Genomic DNA, 16108 nt, shown 5'->3' with positions numbered 1-16108 from the left:
CTATTGGTATGTGCATGATGAAGACGATACTGCGGGATGCGTGAACCGTTCTGAGGCGAACGGCACAAGGGAGGAAACAGTGATCCTGTTGAACGACCCTCTAACGCGACGCAGACGCCTGGGAGTTGCCGCGGCGGCCGCTGGACTGCTGGCCGCCCTCGTGACGGCAGCTCCGGCCACCGCGACCCCCGACCCAGGGGACGCTCCGGCCACGGGCACGGCGGTCTCCCGCAGCGCGCAGGCCGAGGCGCGGGAGGCCATCGCGAGCGGCGAGATACCCGGCCAGGACGAGATCGTCCACTCCACCAACATCGAACACCTCGTCAACGTCCCCAAGGACGCCCTCCTCGGGCTCAATTCGGACCTGGCCTTCCAGGGCAGATACGCCTTCGCGGGCAACTACGACGGCTTCCGTATCTTCGACATCGGCAATCCGAGCTCCCCGAAGACGGTCGCCCAGGTCCTGTGCCCGGGCTCACAGAACGACGTGTCCGTCTCCGGCGACCTGCTGTTCCTTTCCACCGACTCCTCGCGCAGCGACAGCAGTTGCAACAGCACCACGCAGCCGGCGACCGAGAAGTCCTCGTGGGAGGGCATGAAGGTCTTCGACATCAGCGACAAGACCAACCCGAAGTACGTCGCCGCCGTCGAGACCAACTGCGGCTCGCACACGCACACGCTGGTGCCCGAGCGCGGGAACGTCTACATCTACGTGGCCTCGTACTCGCCGAGCGCCACCTACCCCGACTGCCGGCCGCCGCACGACGGTATCTCCGTCATCAAGGTCCCGCGCAACGCCCCGGAGAAGGCGGCGGTCGTCGACTTCCCGGTGCTGTTCCCTGGTGAGGGCCCGGACGGCGGCGGCAACCCGGGTGCACCCACCAACCCCGGCGTCTCCAAGACCACCGGCTGCCACGACATCACGGTCCTGCCGTCCAAGGACCTGGCCGCGGGCGCCTGCATGGGTGACGGCATCCTGCTGTCCATCAAGGACCCGGCACACCCGAAGGTCATCGACCAGGTCCAGGACAACGTCAACTTCGCGTTCTGGCATTCGGCGACCTTCAACCAGAAGGCCGACAAGGTCGTCTTCACCGACGAACTGGGCGGCGGCGGTGCGGCCACCTGCAACGCGGCCATCGGACCGAACCGCGGGGCCGACGGCATCTACGACATCGTCGGCAAGGGCGATGGGCGCAAGCTCGTCTTCCGCAGCTACTACAAGATCCCCCGCCACCAGGCGGACACCGAGAACTGCGTGGCCCACAACGGCTCACTGATCCCGGTCAAGGGCAGGGATCTCATGGTGCAGGCCTGGTACCAGGGCGGCGTCTCCGTCTGGGACTTCACCGACTCCACCGCGCCGAAGGAGATCGGCTACTTCGAACGCGGTCCGCTGACCACCGACCAGCTCTCGATCGGCGGCTCATGGTCGGCGTACTACTACAACGGCTACATCTACTCCAACGACATCGCCAAGGGCTTCGACGTCCTGAAGATCAGCGACCGGCGGACGGATCCTGCGAAGGGGATCCACCTGGGTGAGCTGAACGTGCAGACGCAGCCCGACTACTTCGACTGACAGAGCGAGGCGGCGAGCCCCGGGCGGTCGGCGCCCGGGGCTCGCGGCGGTGTCAGGCCGTCAGCGGACGCCCGCGCCCCGGGTGAACGGTTCGAAGGTGTGGCTGAAGTACCAGGTGTCCTGGTCGATCCCGGAGCAGGAGTTGGCCCCGGCGGTTCCGGCGCAGCCCCCGTTGTCACGCTGGAGCGCCCAGAAGGAGAGGGTGTTGATCTTCTTGGCCTCGGCCCACTTCTCGACGGTGACCGCGTCCTGCGTCGTGAAGGTTTCCTCGGGGCCGAAGTCGTCGATGCCGGGCATCTCGGTGACGCCGATCATGCGCCAGAGCTTCTCCGCGCTCTTCTTCGGGTAGAGGGCGGCCAGTTGGCCGTGCAGGCCGGCCGCGGCGGTTTCCGTGTCGGCCGCCATGTCGTGCGTGGCGCCGTCCCAGTAGTCGAACGTCATGATGTTGACGACGTCCACGCGGGCGCCGTTGTCGACCGCGTTGCGCAGCAGGGCGACCCCGCTCGGCGCGAGACCGGTGGTCGTCGACGGCAGGGTGTAGGAGAACTCCACGCTGTGCCCGGTGCGTTCGGCCCAGCGCTGGACCTCGGCGATGGCCTTGTTGCGGCGGTCGATGCCGGCGGCGTTGTTGATCGAGTCGGCCTCGATGTCGAGGTCGATGCGCGTGACGCCGTACGTCTTGACCAGGCTCTCGTACACCGAGGCTATTGCGTGGACGTCGGCGCAGCTGTCGGCCAGTTCGGTGCCGGTGGTGTCGGCGCTGTATCCGCCGAAGGACGGGATGACGTTGCCGCCGCGGGCCTGGATCGCGGCGATGTCGGCACCGAAGGCGGTCTTCGAGATCGGCTGGCTGGTGTCGGCGTTCCAGTACGCGGTGCACGAACCGGCCTGGTCCGTCTGGAGGAAGGCCATCGTGAGGTACTTGTTGCCCGACTCGGCGGCGAGCCGGGCCGGACTGTCACCGGTCCAGGCCTCGAAGTACGGCGCCGCCACATGTGCGGGCATGGGTCTGCCGGCGTACGAGTGCGCACGCGACGAGGCGTCCGCGCCGGTTCCCGCCAGGCAGATCAGCGCGGTGGACAGTGCGGTGACGGTCACACCGGACAGCAGTGTGCGAACAGGGCCAGATCGTCTCATGGACGCTCCCAGAGTGAAATGAGCAGGCAATTGCGTACGCGAGGACAGCCATGTTTGGACTAGACCAATCGTCTGTCAAGGTTCTTTACGATGAACTGACCTCGCCGACCGGGCAGTTGATGTGGCGACCCTCCACTTCTTGAATACGCGGGCCCGTGGTAGGCGCGCATCGGCGGCAAGAAGTTGAAAGATTCCTGTGTCCCGGGGCTTGCCTGCCCCGACGACTCATCAGTTAAATCAAGTCGTGAACTAAGCGAATCCATGGGCCTGTTCGGCCCTCACGTCGATCGGGGCACATGGCAGGGCCGCACTTCACCGCCACCGCTCGTCGTGACCACCGACACTTCGCACCCGCAGGGGAACCCCACATGAAGCTGAGATCCCTGGGTGTCGCGCTGGCTGCCATGGCAGCGCTGATCACCCTGCCCGTCGCCCACACACCGGCCGCGGCGGCCGACACTCTGCTGTCCCAGGGCAGAACGGCCACCTCGTCCTCCGACGAGAACGCCGGAACCCCGGCCGCCGGTGCCGTGGACGGCAACACCGGTACGCGCTGGTCCTCGGCCGCCAGTGACACTCAGTGGCTCCAGGTCGACCTCGGCACCACGGCCTCGGTCACCCAGGTCGTCCTCAACTGGGAGACCGCCTACGGCAGCGACTACAAGATCCAGGTCTCCCAGGACGGCAGCAGCTGGACCGACCTGAAGTCCGTCACCGGCGGCGACGGCGGCGTCGACACGCTCGACGTCTCGGGCCAGGGCCGCTACGTCAGGATGTACGGCGTTCACCGGGCCACCCAATGGGGCTATTCGCTCTGGGAGTTCCAGGTCTTCGGAACCACCGGTGGCGGCACCGCGCCGTCCTGCGGCACGGCCAACGCCGCGCAGGGCAAGACGGCCACGGCGTCCTCGACGGAGAACGCGGGCACTCCCGCGTCCGCCGCCTTCGACGGCGACACCGGCACCCGCTGGTCCAGCCAGGCGTCCGACCCGCAGTGGGTGCGCGTCGACCTGGGATCGGTCCAGGACGTCTGCAAGGTGGACCTCAACTGGGAGGCGGCGTACGCCAAGGAGTTCCAGATCCAGGCGTCCACCGACGGCCAGAACTGGACCACCCTCAAGAGCGTCACGGGCGCGACCGGCGGCACCGCGTCCTACGACGTCAGCGGTTCGGGCCGCTACGTCCGCATCAACGGCACCGTACGCGGGACGGGTTACGGGTACTCCCTGTGGGAGGTCGCCGTCCACACGGGATCGACCGGCACGCCTCCCGTCCAGGGCGGCGGCGACCTCGGTCCCAACGTCATCGTCGTGGACCCCTCGACGCCCAACCTCCAGCAGAAGTTCGACCAGGTCTTCGCGCAGCAGGAGTCCAGCCAGTTCGGCAGCGGCCGCTACCAGTTCCTCCTGAAGCCGGGCACCTACAACGGCATCAACGCCCAACTCGGCTTCTACACCTCGATCTCCGGCCTGGGCCTCAACCCCGACGACACCCAGATCAACGGTGACATCACCGTCGACGCGGGCTGGTTCAACGGCAATGCGACGCAGAACTTCTGGCGTTCGGCGGAGAACCTCGCCATCCGTCCCGTCAGCGGCGACGACCGCTGGGCCGTCGCCCAGGCCGCGCCGTTCCGCCGTATCCACGTCCAGGGCGGCCTCAACCTCGCCCCGAACGGCTACGGCTGGGCCTCCGGCGGCTACATCGCCGACTCGAAGATCGACGGTACGGTCGGGCCGTACTCCCAGCAGCAGTGGTACACCCGCGACAGCTCGGTGGGCGGCTGGACCAACGGCGTGTGGAACATGACGTTCTCCGGCGTCCAGGGCGCCCCGGCGACCAACTTCGACAGCGGTCCGTACACCACGCTGGACACCACCCCCGTCTCGCGTGAGAAGCCGTTCCTCTACCTCGACGGCAGCGCCTACAAGGTCTTCGTCCCGGCCAAGCGCACGAACGCGCGGGGCGTGTCCTGGCCCGCCAACGCCGGCACCTCGATCCCGCTGGACCAGTTCTACGTGGTCAAGCCCGGCGCAACCGCGACGACGATCAACGCCGCGCTGGCCCAGGGCCTCAACCTGCTGTTCACGCCCGGTGTCTACCACCTGAACCAGACCCTGAACGTGACGCGGGCCAACACGGTCGTGCTCGGCCTCGGCCTGGCCACCCTCGTCCCGGACAACGGCGTCGACGCCATGCACGTGGCGGACGTCGACGGAGTCAGGCTCGCGGGCTTCCTGATCGACGCCGGTTCCGCCAACTCCGACACGCTCCTGCAGATCGGCCCGTCCGGCTCGGCGGCCGACCACTCCGCCAACCCCACCACCATGCAGGACGTGTTCATCCGCATCGGCGGCGCGGGCCCGGGCCTGGCCACCAACTCCGTCGTCGTCAACAGCGACGACGTGGTCATCGATCACACCTGGATCTGGCGTGCCGACCACGGCGAGGGCGTCGGCTGGGACACCAACCGAGCCGACTACGGACTGCGCGTCAACGGCGACGACGTCCTGGCCACCGGCCTGTTCGTCGAGCACTTCAACAAGTACGACGTGCTGTGGAGCGGCGAGCGCGGGCGCACGATCTTCTTCCAGAACGAGAAGGCCTACGACGCCCCGAACGCCGCCGCCATCACCCACGACGGCATCGTGGGCTACGCGGCCTACAAGGTCGCCGACACCGTCAACGACCACGAGGCGTGGGGCTTGGGCAGCTACTGCAACTACACGTCCGACCCGTCGATCGTCCAGGCCCACGGCTTCCAGGTGCCCGTCAAGACGGGCATCAAGATGCACGACATCCTGGTGATCTCCCTGGGCGGCAAGGGCCAGTACGCCCATGTCATCAACAACACGGGCGCCCCGACGTCGGGAACGGACACCGTCCCGTCGAAGCTCACCCAGTTCCCGTGACACCTAGCGCCTGAACGCGCACGGGCACGGTACGACGAAGCGGCACCGCCTGGGGCACAGCCTCCAGCGGTGCCGCCGCGCAGCGGCGTTGGGGCGGGACCGCTCAGGTGGTTGCCACGAACGCGTCGACGCCGGTGAGTTCGGCCGACAGCGCCCACAGCCGCGCCGCCTGTACGGGATCCCTCGCCTCCCAGCCGGGGCCGACCCGGGTCTCCGGGCAGGCCATGATCCCGGCGTTGTTGATCACCAGATCGACACGGCGACCGGAGGCGAGAAAGCGCTCCGCGAAGCTCCGGACGCTGTCGAGGTCGGCCAGATCCAGCTCATCGACCACCGCGCCCTCGATGCCGGCCACCGCCTCCCGCGCGACTGCGGGACGCCGGGCCGGGACCACGACGCGGGCACCCGCGTCGGCGAGTGCCCGCGTCGTCTCCAGGCCCAGGCCCGCGTAGCCGCCGGTGACGGCCGCGAGTCTTCCGGTGAGGTCGATTCCGCGCACGACCGCCCCGGGCGGTGCTGTGCGCCCCGAAGCCCGACTCGATGCTGTGCTGAGGTGTTGTCATGCCGTCACGCTACGAATTGAAGCGGACTTCAAGGCAAGCTTTCGCCTCGAGCCGTTCGAGTGAGTCGGCGGAGCGGGTTGATCCGCCGGGCGGGAGGGCGGTGCAGCCCTGGCCGTCCTCATCGCCTGCGTTCTTCTGCGCTGACCGGCACCCTCGTCGTCCCGGCCTGGCGAGGAAGCCAGACCGAGCCGGCCGGCTCGCCGTCGCTCGGCGGACCCCCGGGGCCGTACGCCACGTACAGGCGCACCGAGTCGTACAACCGGTAGCGCACCCGATCGTTGCCACAGGACTTGCTGACATAGGTGACCTGGCGGTCCAGCAACTCGTCGAGGAGGTCCACCGCGACCTCCCTCGAAGGAGCCGCACGCGCCACCACGTCGTCGATGCCGAAGTCACCGCGCAACGCGCCGAGTTGCCGCAGCGCGGCGGTGACAGAGGCCGGCAGGACCTGATGCCGGGCCGCCACGCTCGCCTGCAACGACAGATCCCCCAGCCGCAGGAACGGAAGGCGGTCCCGCTCGTCCACCAGACGGCCGGCGAGGTCCCGCAGGGCACGGTGCGGTCGTGCCGAGAGCCACAGCCCGGCGATGTGCAGAGCCAGAGGCAGCCGCCCGCAGGACTGTACGATGCTCATCGCGGCCGACGGCTCCGCCCGGCTGCGTACGGCCCCCACCAGATCCTCCAGGATCTTGTGGGACTCGATCGGGTCGAGACCACCGATCCGGTGCCGGAACTGCCCGGGAAGGGCGGCGAGTTCGCGCCGCGCGGCCACGAGGACGGCGCTTCGGGCGTCGTCGACGAGCAGCGGCCGTACCTGTGCCTCACTGTCGACGTTGTCGAGAACGACGAGGACCTGTCTCCTGCTCAGCGCGTCCCGCAATCGGGCGCCGGCCTCCTCCGGATTCTCGGCGGCGGCTGCGCCGCCGAGCGAACGGAGAATGCGGCGCACGAGCATGTCGGGTGTGAGCGGGTCGCCGGAGGCCGGATGCAGGTCGACGAAGACCTGTCCCTCGGGGAACCGGTCGCGTACGCCGTGCGCGACCTGGAGCACGAGCGACGTCTTGCCCGCGCCAGGAGGGCCGACGACGACGGCCGGCCGTCCGCGATCCCGGAGCTCCCGCGTTGCGAGATGGGCGCGAAGGGAGTCGATGAGCCGCTCTCGCCCGACCAGACGATCGCGGGGGGCCGCGGGCAGTTCGGCGGGCAGGAACCTGGGCGGCCGTTCGGTCCGGTTCGCCTCCCGGGGTGTGCGAAGTAACCGGCCGACCTCGGCGGGTGGCAGCCCGAGCGCCTTGCCGAGCAGGAGCAGTGACTGCTTTCGGGGCCGCAAGGTGTGACCGGTTTCGAGATTGCGGATGGCCCGCACGCTGAGCCCCGACCTCTCCGCGAGGTCCTCCTGGGTGAGACAGGCCGCCTCGCGCGCGTTGACCAGTGCCGCCGCAAGCGTGTTCAACGTGGATGTATCGCTCACATCACGCCCATTTCGTCGTTCGGTGCTGTCCCGATGTCCGGACGCCGGGACGGTGGTGAGCCTGCGGGAGCGACAGAGGAAGCTCGCCGCGGGGAGGAGGAGGGAGGAGTTGTGCTCCGTACGGCCGTCTCGGGAGCGGGGGAGGGGGAAGCGGGGCGGGGTCAGTCCGCCGGGCGCATCAGGGTCACCGTGAACTTGTAGCGGGAGCCGCGGTACACCGAGCGCACCCACTCCACGGGTGTGCCCTGTGCGTCGCGCGAGTGGCGGGACAGCAGCAGCATCGGCAGGCCCACGTCGGTGGCGAGGAGGGCGGCCTCGCGGGGAGTGGCGAGTGATGTCTCGATGGCCTCCTCGGCCTCCGTCAGATGCACGCCGTACACCTCGGCGAGTGCCGTGTAGAGCGAGCTGTAGGTGGCCAACGACTGCCGTAGCCGGGGGAATCGCCGGGTGGACAGGTGGGTCGTCTCGATGGCCATGGGCTCGCCGCTGGCCAGCCGCAGCCGTTCGATGCGCAGCACGCTCTCGCCGACGGCGATGCCGAGCAGGCCGGCCAGTTTCCCGTCCGCTTCGATCTGGCCCATTTCCAGGACCTGGGAGGCTGGTTCGAGGCCCTGGGCCTTCATGTCCTCGGTGTGGGAGGTGAGCAGGAGGGTGCGGTAGAGCTTGGGCCGGGCGACGAACGTGCCCTTGCCCTGAATCCGGTCCAGGCGGCCTTCACCGACGAGTTCCTGCAACGCCTGCCGGACGGTGGTGCGTGAGGTGTCGAGCTGGACGGCGAGTAATCGCTCGGCCGGCATGCGGGAACCGGGCGTCAGCGCATCCGTCATCTCGAGGACCTGTTGCTTGACTTGGTAGTACTTCGGCACTCGCGCTGTGCGGCCGGACGCCGCCCCGTGCTGCTGGGCGCTGCTGACGTCGGTGGTCATTGCCTGCCTTCCCGGCTCTCTCGCCGGACCCCGTTATAGCGGCCAACCTGTCTTTGGTCTAGTCCAACCGGTGAATGCGCTGCGCGGCCGGATATCGCGGGACGTTCTTCGCGTAAGTGTCGAGATCGGTCACTTCTGCGGCCTTGACGCTGCCCAAAAGTCTAGGCCAAGCTCCCTCGTGCAGGTCTACACCACTTGGCGCGCCGGGCCCCGCCCGCGTGCGGTGGCGGCGTGCTCGGAACATCGCCGGGGGCGAGTCGTGGCAGTTCGTGAAGGAGGTGGAGGCGTGGTGCGGCCCGGCACTCGTGGTGGTGCGCCTTGATGCTGTCCGGCTTTCCCCTCGTGCCCCCTTTCGATCACTTTCCACCTCAGTAACACGCGGTTGCGCGCGGCCTCGCCGACGGCGCCGTGAAGGGATGACGTCACCGATGACCACTATCGCCACCGGCAACGAGACCCTCACCCGGGACGCCCTCGCGGTGCTGCAACCGGGGTTCGCCGGCACCACCGCACCGGACTGGGTGCGCCGCCGCGTCGGTGAAGGTCTCGCCTCCGTGGCCCTGTTCGGCCGCAATGTCGTCACCCAGGAACAAGTCGCCTCCCTGACCCAGCAGTTGAGGGCAGAACGGGACGATCTGCTGGTGGCCATCGACGAGGAGAGCGGCGACGTCACGCGCCTGGACGTCCACACGGGCTCCGCGTTTCCCGGCAATCACGCGCTCGGAGCCGTCGACGACCCCGATCTCACCCGGCGCGTCGCACGCGAGCTGGGCCGTCGCCTCGCGGAATGCGGCGTGAGCCTCAACTGGGCGCCGTCAGCGGACGTCAACGCCAACCCCGACAACCCGGTCATCGGGGTGCGCGCCTTCGGTTCCGACACCGATCTGGTGGCGCGGCACACGGCGGCGTACGTCCAGGGCATGCAGTCCAGCGGCGTCGCCGCGTGCACCAAGCACTTCCCCGGACACGGCGACACCAACGTGGACTCGCACCATGCCGTGCCGCGCATCGACGTCGACGAAGTGACGCTGCGCGAGCGGGAGTTGGTGCCGTTCCGCGCGGCCATCGAGGCCGGCACGCAGGCCATCATGAGCGCCCACATCCTCGTCCCCGCGCTGGACCCGGAGCGCCCCGGCACCCTCTCGCGCCGTGTCCTCACCGACCTGCTGCGCGGCGAGTTGGGCTACGACGGGCTGATCGTCACCGACGGCATGGAGATGCGGGCCATCGCCGGGGCGTACGGCTTGGAGCGCGGGGTCGTCATGGCGATCGCTGCGGGCGCCGACGCCATCTGCGTGGGCGGCGGGCTGTGCGACGAGGAGACGGTGCTGAGTCTCAGGGACGCGCTCGTGGCAGCCGTACACAGCGGGGAGATGCCGCAGGAGCGACTGGCCGACGCCGCTGCCCGCGTGCGGCGGCTGGCTCGGTGGACCGTCGAGACGCGACGGCACGCGGCGGCGGATGCGGCGCCCGACCCGGAGATCGGCCTGGTGGCGGCCCGCCGTGCGCTTGCCGTACGGCGCCAGGGACCCGCGGCGCCGGTGGACGGGCCGGTGTACGTCGCGACCTTCAACCCCGTTCCGAACATCGCGGTGGGGGACGTGACTCCGTGGGGCGTCGGACCGGAGCTGGAGCGGCTGCTGCCGGGCACGACGACCGGGACCTTCACGGGGCCGGACGCGGGCACCGAGGCCCTGGCCGCGGCGGGCGCCCGCCGTATCGTCGCGGTGGTCCGCGACGAGCACCGGCACGCGTGGATGAGGTCGGCCCTGGACGTGCTCCTCGCCGCCCGCCCGGACACGATCGTCGTCGAGATGGGCATACCGCAGTCCCCTCCGCGAGGCGCCGTACACATCGCTACGCACGGTGCAGCCCGTGTCTGTGGAGTGGCCGCGGCGGAGGCGATCGTCACGGGCTGACACCGAGCGCCGTACGACACCAGGGCCTCCGGGGCGTGGCTGCGCCGGGGGCCTCGGCATGTTCCTGTTGCGGGACCGTGAATCGGGATGGGACTCCAACTACCGGCACTTCGAGGGCACTTGGCGGCAACTTCGGGCGGATCGCGTTGACATCGGCAAGTGGTCTAGTCCAGGTTGAGTGAACCTCAGTTCGATGATCGCGGCCGTCGGGGATTCAGCCACACGGCCGCCGAAGAACTCGATCCCTGGAGTGATCGCATGCCCACGCATGCCCCCTACCTGCACCGCGCCGCTTCGGAGCGCCCCTACTTCAGCGCGGACGGCGAGACGTACCTCGCGCAGACACCACTGCGACACATCGACAAGTCCCGCCCCCTCCGTGTGCTGTCCGAGGAGGAGTTCGCCTTCTGGCAGACGTACGGGTACGTCGTCGTCCGGAATGCCATCACGCCCGGCGAGGCCAAGAGCCTCCTGGAATTCGCCTGGGAATTCCAGGGGTTGGACCCCGATCGCCCCGAAACCTGGTATCAGGAGCGCACGTTCCGCTCCGACCTGGACCGCGATCTGCACGTCTACGGCTTCGTCGAGGCCTACCACCACCAGCTCATCTGGGACAGCCGGCAGTCGCAGCGCGTCTACGACGCCTTCGTGGACGTCTGGGACTGCGAGGAGCTGTGGGTCACGCTCGACCGGCTCAACCTCAACCCGCCCAACAGGGGCACCCGTTCCCGCTCCCTCATCGAACCGACCGACACGGGCTTCGACATCGAGCTCCACTGGGACGTCGACACCACCCTCGGCGTGCTGCCCCAGCGCGTGCAGGGCATCATCGCCCTCAACGACACCCAGCCCGAGCTCGGGGGCTTCCAGTGCGCGCCCGAACTGTTCCGGCAGTTCGAGGAGTGGCGGATCACCCAGCCCGCGGACCGCGACCCGATCAGGCCCGCGATCGACCGCTCCGAGTTCCCCGTGGTACGTCCTGACCTCCAGGCCGGCGACCTGCTGATCTTCAACGGGCTGCTGGCGCACGGCGTGGCGCCCAACCTCTCCGACAACGGTGTCCGGGCCGTCCAGTACCTCTCGATGATGCCCGCGCTGGAGGAGCACGAGGAACTCCGGCGCTCCCGCGTCGAGTCGTGGCGCACGCTCAGCACCCCTGACTGGAACGCGACGCTGCTCGGCGACGCCACGAAGCCCGAATCGGAAAGGTACGGCGCCGCCACGCTCAACGGCCTGGGCTGCAACCTGCTGGGACTGCACCCCTGGAGCGGACGCGCGTGAGCCGAGTGAACCACGGGGCCGGGCCCGCCCGGATCTGCCTCGCCCTCCCCACGAACCGGTCCTGCCCGGCCACCATTTCCGCCATCGGTGAGGAAGCGGCATACGCGGCCCGCCACTTCGACGTCGAGGTACGGCTGCTGATCCTCGACTCCTCCGACGACGCCTCCATCTCCGCACACGCCCGCGCGGTCGCGGAACTCCCCGCCGCAGCGAACGTGACCGTGCACCACCTCGACGAGGCGGCCCAGCGGGACTTCCTGCGAGACATCGTCCGGCGGGCCGGTGTCGCAGAGCCCGACACGGTGCTCCGTCTGCTCCTGCCGGCCGATGTCTCCTACGGCGCCTGCACGAACCGCGCCTTCCTGATCGCCGCCGCGCTCGGCTGCCGATCCATGCACCGCAGGGACTCCGACAGCGCCTACCAGGTCCTCGACGGAGCCCCGGTCTTTCCCGTCCACCACGAACTGACGTCGCTGGGCAAGCCCGCCGCCGAAGCGTCCGCGGGCGTGACCGAGACGGTGCTCGACCCGGCCCACACCGACCGGCCCGTGTCGCTGGTCGGTTCCTCCTTCATCGGCGAACTGTCCGTCGACATAGCCGAGATCAACCGCCTGGACCAGGGCGTCTACCACGACGTCGTGAGCCTGTGGGCGCCCGTTGGTTGGTCGGACGAGGACAAGCGGTATCTGGTCGACGAGTCCTTCAAGGGCGCCGGTACCGCTCCGTTCACCGCGGACCACTCGACGCTCACCCTGGTCGACCCCATGCGGGTGGACATGTGCAACATCAGCTTCGACCACGCGGTGTACGAGCGCGTTCCGCTGCCGCCCGCGACCAGCACCATCGGCAGCGACTACTTCCTCATCCACCTGGTCCACGACGCCACGCTCCCCGGCGTCCTCCACAACCGCAACATCGAGAACTTCTACACCCCGGAACGGCGCACCGACGCCGGGTTCCTCTCCTACCAGACGCGGTTCGTGAAGTTCCTCCTGTCCATGCTCTACTTCAACTCCGTCTACGCCAGGATGTCGGCGGCGGGCGCCGAACTGCTCGACGACCAGCAGCACGTGCGGGCCGATACGATCGCGGGCTTCCTGCGCGAGAGCGCCGGCCTGGACCGCAGCGAGAACGTGTGGCGGCTGGACCGCATCGACATCGCGTACCGCAAACTGGGCGGCAGATACGAGACGTTCGCCGACCAACTCGCGGGCCGGCGCGAGCAGTTGCTCGACGAGGCCGAGCGGGACATCGCGGACTTCGCCCTGCTCACCGACGCCTGGGCACCGCTGATGCGCGCGGCCAGGGAGCTCGGGTTCGGGAGGACGGGCGGGTGAGCGCGGCCCTCTCCGCACGGCTGTCGTCCGCCCTGGCCGCCGCGTCCTCGGACCGCATCGTCTTCGACCTCACCGGGATCGAGGACCAGTACGAGCAACTCCTCGCCGAACTCCCCGGAATCTCGGTCCGGTTCGCCATGAAGGCCTGCCCCATCCCGGAAGTCCTGACGTGCCTCGCCGACCGCGGCGCCGGCTTCGACGCGGCGAGCCCCGCCGAGATCGCCCAGGCCCTGGCGACGGGCGTGCCCGCGGACCGTATCCACTACGGAAACACCGTCAAGTCCGACGCGAACATCGCCGAGGCCCACCGGCTCGGCGTACGGACCTTCGCCACCGACAGCGTGCAGGACGTCGAGGCGATCGCCGCGCACGCCCCTGGATCCCGGGTGTTCTGCCGGCTCGCCACCAGCGGCGAAGGAGCGCTGTGGGGCCTCAGCCGGAAGTTCGGTTGCTCGCAGGATGACGCCGTGCGGGTGCTGGCCGAGGCACGGGCCGCCGGACTGACCCCGGCAGGACTGTCGGTGCACGTCGGCTCGCAGCAGATGACCGCCGACGCCTGGCGGCAGACGTTCGACTCTCTCTGCGACACGATCACCGCGCTGCATCACGGCGGCATCGTGCCGGACCACGTCAATCTCGGCGGAGGCCTTCCCGCGCTCGGCTACCTCGACCGGCACGGCCGCCGACTCGAACCACCGCTGGACAAGATCTTCGCCGTCATCCGCGACGGCATGGACCAGTTGAGGAACGCCAACGGTGCGGCACTCGACTTCGTCATGGAGCCCGGCCGCCATCTGGTGGCCGACCATGGAGCGATCCGGGCGCACGTCTACCGGCTGACGGCCCGCGAACAGCCCGACGGGGAAGTGACGCACTGGCTGTACCTCAGCTGCGGCAAGTTCAACGGGCTTTATGAAACGGACCAGTTGCAATACCGGCTGGTCTTCCCGGGCCACTTCGACACGCCGCGCGTGACGGCTGTGGTCGCGGGTCCCACGTGCGACAGCGACGACGCCTACGCCACTCCCGGGCCCGGCACGCGCGTGCCCGCCGGAGTCGTCTCGGGCGACCCGGTCTGGATCCTGTCCGCCGGCGCCTACGCCACCAGCTATACGACGCGAGGGTTCAACGGCTTCAGCCCACTGCCGTACACCTGCACGCGCGACGGGCGCGGCGGTCCGGCCGAGACGGTGAAGGGGACGGACTGACATGGGGCACCTGCTGCGCATACGGGCCATCGCCGACTCCGACTGGCCGGACGTCGCGGCTCTGGAGGCCGAGGCGTACGCGGACAGTTCGCTCTCGGAGGGCCGGGCCGCGCTGGAGTCCAGGGGGCGGGCCTCGCCGGGTACCTGCTTCGTGCTCGACCTCGACGACCGGATCGTGGGCTACGTACTCGCCCTGCCCTACCCGATGTTCCGCTACCCCGATCTGACCCGGCCGGAGGAGCTGACCTTCCACTCGCGCAATCTCCACCTTCACGACCTCGTCGTGACCGAGCGGTTGCGCGGCAGGGGACTGGGGCGTCGGCTCCTGCGCCACCTCATGACCGCCGCGGCGGCGAGGACGTACGAACACATCTCACTGATCGCGGTCGGCGACAAGGAGGGCTTCTGGCGAGCGCACGGCTACCGCACGCATCACGAGGTCCAGGTCCCGCCCGGCTACGGCCCGAACGCCGTTTACATGTCGACAAAGGTGCATGCGAGCCGGCCCCACCAAGTGGAAGAAGCGGGTTGATGAACCAAGAGGGAGAAGCGGGTTGATGAACGTGAACCGCGTCCGCGACGAGTCGCAACGCGCGAAGTGGGCCATCGCGGCTCTCTTCTGCTTTCTCGGCTTTCAGTACGCCACCTGGGCCTCCCGTCTCCCGACGCTGAAGACCCGGCTCGACCTGTCCGAGGAAGAACTGGGCCTGCTGCTGATGGCCTGCGGCGCCGGGGCGGCGGCCTCCTTCCCGCTCGTCGCGTACCTCATGCGACGACTGGGCTCCCGTCAACTCGCCCTGATCTCGGCCCTGTGCCTCGCAGCCCTGCTGGCGGCCTTGTCGGTGACGCCGAACTACGTCGTCACCCTACTGATCATCTGCTGCGACGGCGTCGCCGTGGGCGCGCTGAACGTGGCCATGAACGCACAGGGCGCCGCGCTCGAGACGAAATTCCAACGCACGGCCATGTCCCAACTGCACGCGACGTTCAGCGCCGGCCTGCTCGGCGCCGCGTTGCTCGCGTCCGGAGTGAACCTCGTGACGTCGGCCGTCACGGCGCACTTCGCCGCGGCGGTCGTCCTGCTGATGCTGCTGCTGGCGTACGCCCGGCCAGGACTGCTCACGGAGGTCGGCCACGCGCAGGGAGAGGAGGACCGGAAGGAGGCAGAGGAGACGAAGAACCGTCGTACGGCACTGACGATCCCCTCGCGCATGACGCTGTGGATGGGGTGCGCCATGGCGTTCGGCACGGTGACCGAAGGGGCGATGAACGACTGGTCGGCGCTCTACATGAAGGATGTCGCCAAGGCATCGGCATCGGTCGCGCCGATGGGCATCGCCGTCGTCTCGGTCATGATGCTGCTGGCCCGGATCTTCGCCGATCGCTGGCGCAGCCGCTGGGGCGACGGGCACGTCGTGCGGGTGGGCAGCGCGGTGGCGGGCATCGGTCTGGCGCTCGCACTCCTGGCCGGTGGGGTGGTGCCCGCGCTGGTCGGCTTCGCCTGCGTGGGCCTCGGCGCGGCCGCGATCACGCCCTGCGTGTACGTGGCCGCTGCCGCCAAGGGCTCCGACGCCCTGGCCCTGGTCGCCGCGATGGGAACCACCGGACTGCTCGTCGGCCCGGCGGTGATCGGCTTCATCGCGGGCGCAGCGGGACTGGTACCGGGCATGGCGGCGGTGGCGGTGTCGGCGCTGATCGTATGCCTGGCGGCCACCCGGATCCGCTGGGGGTCACTGGTCCCCGCTACGGCGGAGTGACGGGCGCGGGGCGCG

The 16108-nt window shown here is 69.2% G+C and carries 11 protein-coding genes and 1 pseudogene; 8 read left to right on the top strand and 4 right to left on the bottom strand.

Annotated features, from left to right (window positions below; translation table 11 throughout):
- The first annotated feature begins 79 nt into the window (after window positions 1-79).
- On the top strand, window positions 80-1582 hold the full coding sequence (locus ACFYXB_RS23775; RefSeq protein WP_389585563.1) for an LVIVD repeat-containing protein: 1503 nt from the start codon (window positions 80-82) through the stop codon (window positions 1580-1582).
- 60 nt (window positions 1583-1642) lie between these two features.
- On the opposite strand, the gene ACFYXB_RS23770 is transcribed toward ACFYXB_RS23775, so the two are convergent.
- A complete protein-coding gene (locus ACFYXB_RS23770) occupies window positions 1643-2719 on the bottom strand; it encodes a chitinase (protein WP_389585561.1) in 1077 nt (358 codons plus the stop codon).
- A gap of 368 nt (window positions 2720-3087) precedes the next feature.
- Here ACFYXB_RS23770 and ACFYXB_RS23765 point away from each other — a divergent pair, with 368 nt between their 5' ends.
- Entirely contained in the window at window positions 3088-5631 is a 2544-nt protein-coding gene (locus ACFYXB_RS23765; protein WP_389585558.1) for a discoidin domain-containing protein, read from the top strand.
- Window positions 5632-5812: 181 nt separating this feature from the next.
- On the opposite strand, the pseudogene ACFYXB_RS23760 reads toward ACFYXB_RS23765, so the two are convergent.
- The 3 genes and pseudogenes from ACFYXB_RS23760 to ACFYXB_RS23750 form a co-directional block, all read right to left on the bottom strand.
- A pseudogene (locus ACFYXB_RS23760) lies at window positions 5813-6194 on the bottom strand (SDR family NAD(P)-dependent oxidoreductase); the annotation flags it as partial.
- A gap of 118 nt (window positions 6195-6312) precedes the next feature.
- Window positions 6313-7647 carry an NB-ARC domain-containing protein gene (locus ACFYXB_RS23755; RefSeq protein WP_389585555.1) on the bottom strand — a complete coding sequence of 445 codons (1335 nt, stop codon included), beginning with the start codon at window positions 7645-7647 and terminating at the stop codon, window positions 6313-6315.
- 179 nt (window positions 7648-7826) lie between these two features.
- A complete protein-coding gene (locus ACFYXB_RS23750; protein WP_351357194.1) occupies window positions 7827-8591 on the bottom strand; it encodes a GntR family transcriptional regulator in 765 nt (254 codons plus the stop codon).
- 428 nt (window positions 8592-9019) lie between these two features.
- On the opposite strand from ACFYXB_RS23750, the gene ACFYXB_RS23745 reads away from it, so the two are divergent.
- From ACFYXB_RS23745 to ACFYXB_RS23720, 6 genes are all read left to right on the top strand, one after another.
- Entirely contained in the window at window positions 9020-10510 is a 1491-nt protein-coding gene (locus ACFYXB_RS23745) for a glycoside hydrolase family 3 protein (protein WP_389585551.1), read from the top strand.
- 258 nt (window positions 10511-10768) lie between these two features.
- Window positions 10769-11791, top strand: a complete 1023-nt coding sequence (locus ACFYXB_RS23740) for a phytanoyl-CoA dioxygenase family protein (RefSeq protein ID WP_389585549.1) — start codon at window positions 10769-10771, stop codon at window positions 11789-11791.
- Window positions 11788-13128, top strand: coding sequence for a DUF6271 family protein (locus ACFYXB_RS23735; RefSeq protein ID WP_389585547.1), 1341 nt, complete (start codon window positions 11788-11790; stop codon window positions 13126-13128). The genes ACFYXB_RS23740 and ACFYXB_RS23735 overlap by 4 nt, the downstream gene beginning before the upstream one ends.
- Complete coding sequence (locus tag ACFYXB_RS23730; protein ID WP_389585545.1) at window positions 13125-14336, top strand: type III PLP-dependent enzyme; 1212 nt, start codon at window positions 13125-13127, stop codon at window positions 14334-14336. The genes ACFYXB_RS23735 and ACFYXB_RS23730 overlap by 4 nt, the downstream gene beginning before the upstream one ends.
- A 1-nt stretch (window position 14337) precedes the next feature.
- Complete coding sequence (locus tag ACFYXB_RS23725; RefSeq protein WP_351357205.1) at window positions 14338-14868, top strand: GNAT family N-acetyltransferase; 531 nt, start codon at window positions 14338-14340, stop codon at window positions 14866-14868.
- A 25-nt stretch (window positions 14869-14893) separates the two neighbouring features.
- Complete coding sequence (locus ACFYXB_RS23720) at window positions 14894-16093, top strand: MFS transporter (RefSeq protein WP_389585542.1); 1200 nt, start codon at window positions 14894-14896, stop codon at window positions 16091-16093.
- The last annotated feature ends 15 nt before the right edge of the window (window positions 16094-16108 follow it).

The sequence above is a fragment of the Streptomyces sp. NPDC002619 genome, assembly GCF_042889305.1.
Classification (GTDB): Bacteria; Actinomycetota; Actinomycetes; order Streptomycetales; family Streptomycetaceae; genus Streptomyces.
The sequence above is the reverse complement of the archived record's forward strand: the minus strand, read 5'-3'. Positions and strand labels throughout refer to the sequence as shown.

Excerpts from the sequence above, each read along its gene's own strand:
- ACFYXB_RS23770 (WP_389585561.1), bottom strand. The coding sequence starts at position 2,719 with ATGAGACGATCTGGCCCTGTTCGCACACTGCTGTCCGGTGTGACCGTC.
- ACFYXB_RS23765 (WP_389585558.1), top strand. The coding sequence starts at position 3,088 with ATGAAGCTGAGATCCCTGGGTGTCGCGCTGGCTGCCATGGCAGCGCTG.
- ACFYXB_RS23750 (WP_351357194.1), bottom strand. The coding sequence starts at position 8,591 with ATGACCACCGACGTCAGCAGCGCCCAGCAGCACGGGGCGGCGTCCGGC.
- ACFYXB_RS23745 (WP_389585551.1), top strand. The coding sequence starts at position 9,020 with ATGACCACTATCGCCACCGGCAACGAGACCCTCACCCGGGACGCCCTC.
- ACFYXB_RS23740 (WP_389585549.1), top strand. The coding sequence starts at position 10,769 with ATGCCCACGCATGCCCCCTACCTGCACCGCGCCGCTTCGGAGCGCCCC.
- ACFYXB_RS23725 (WP_351357205.1), top strand. The coding sequence starts at position 14,338 with ATGGGGCACCTGCTGCGCATACGGGCCATCGCCGACTCCGACTGGCCG.
- ACFYXB_RS23720 (WP_389585542.1), top strand. The coding sequence starts at position 14,894 with ATGAACGTGAACCGCGTCCGCGACGAGTCGCAACGCGCGAAGTGGGCC.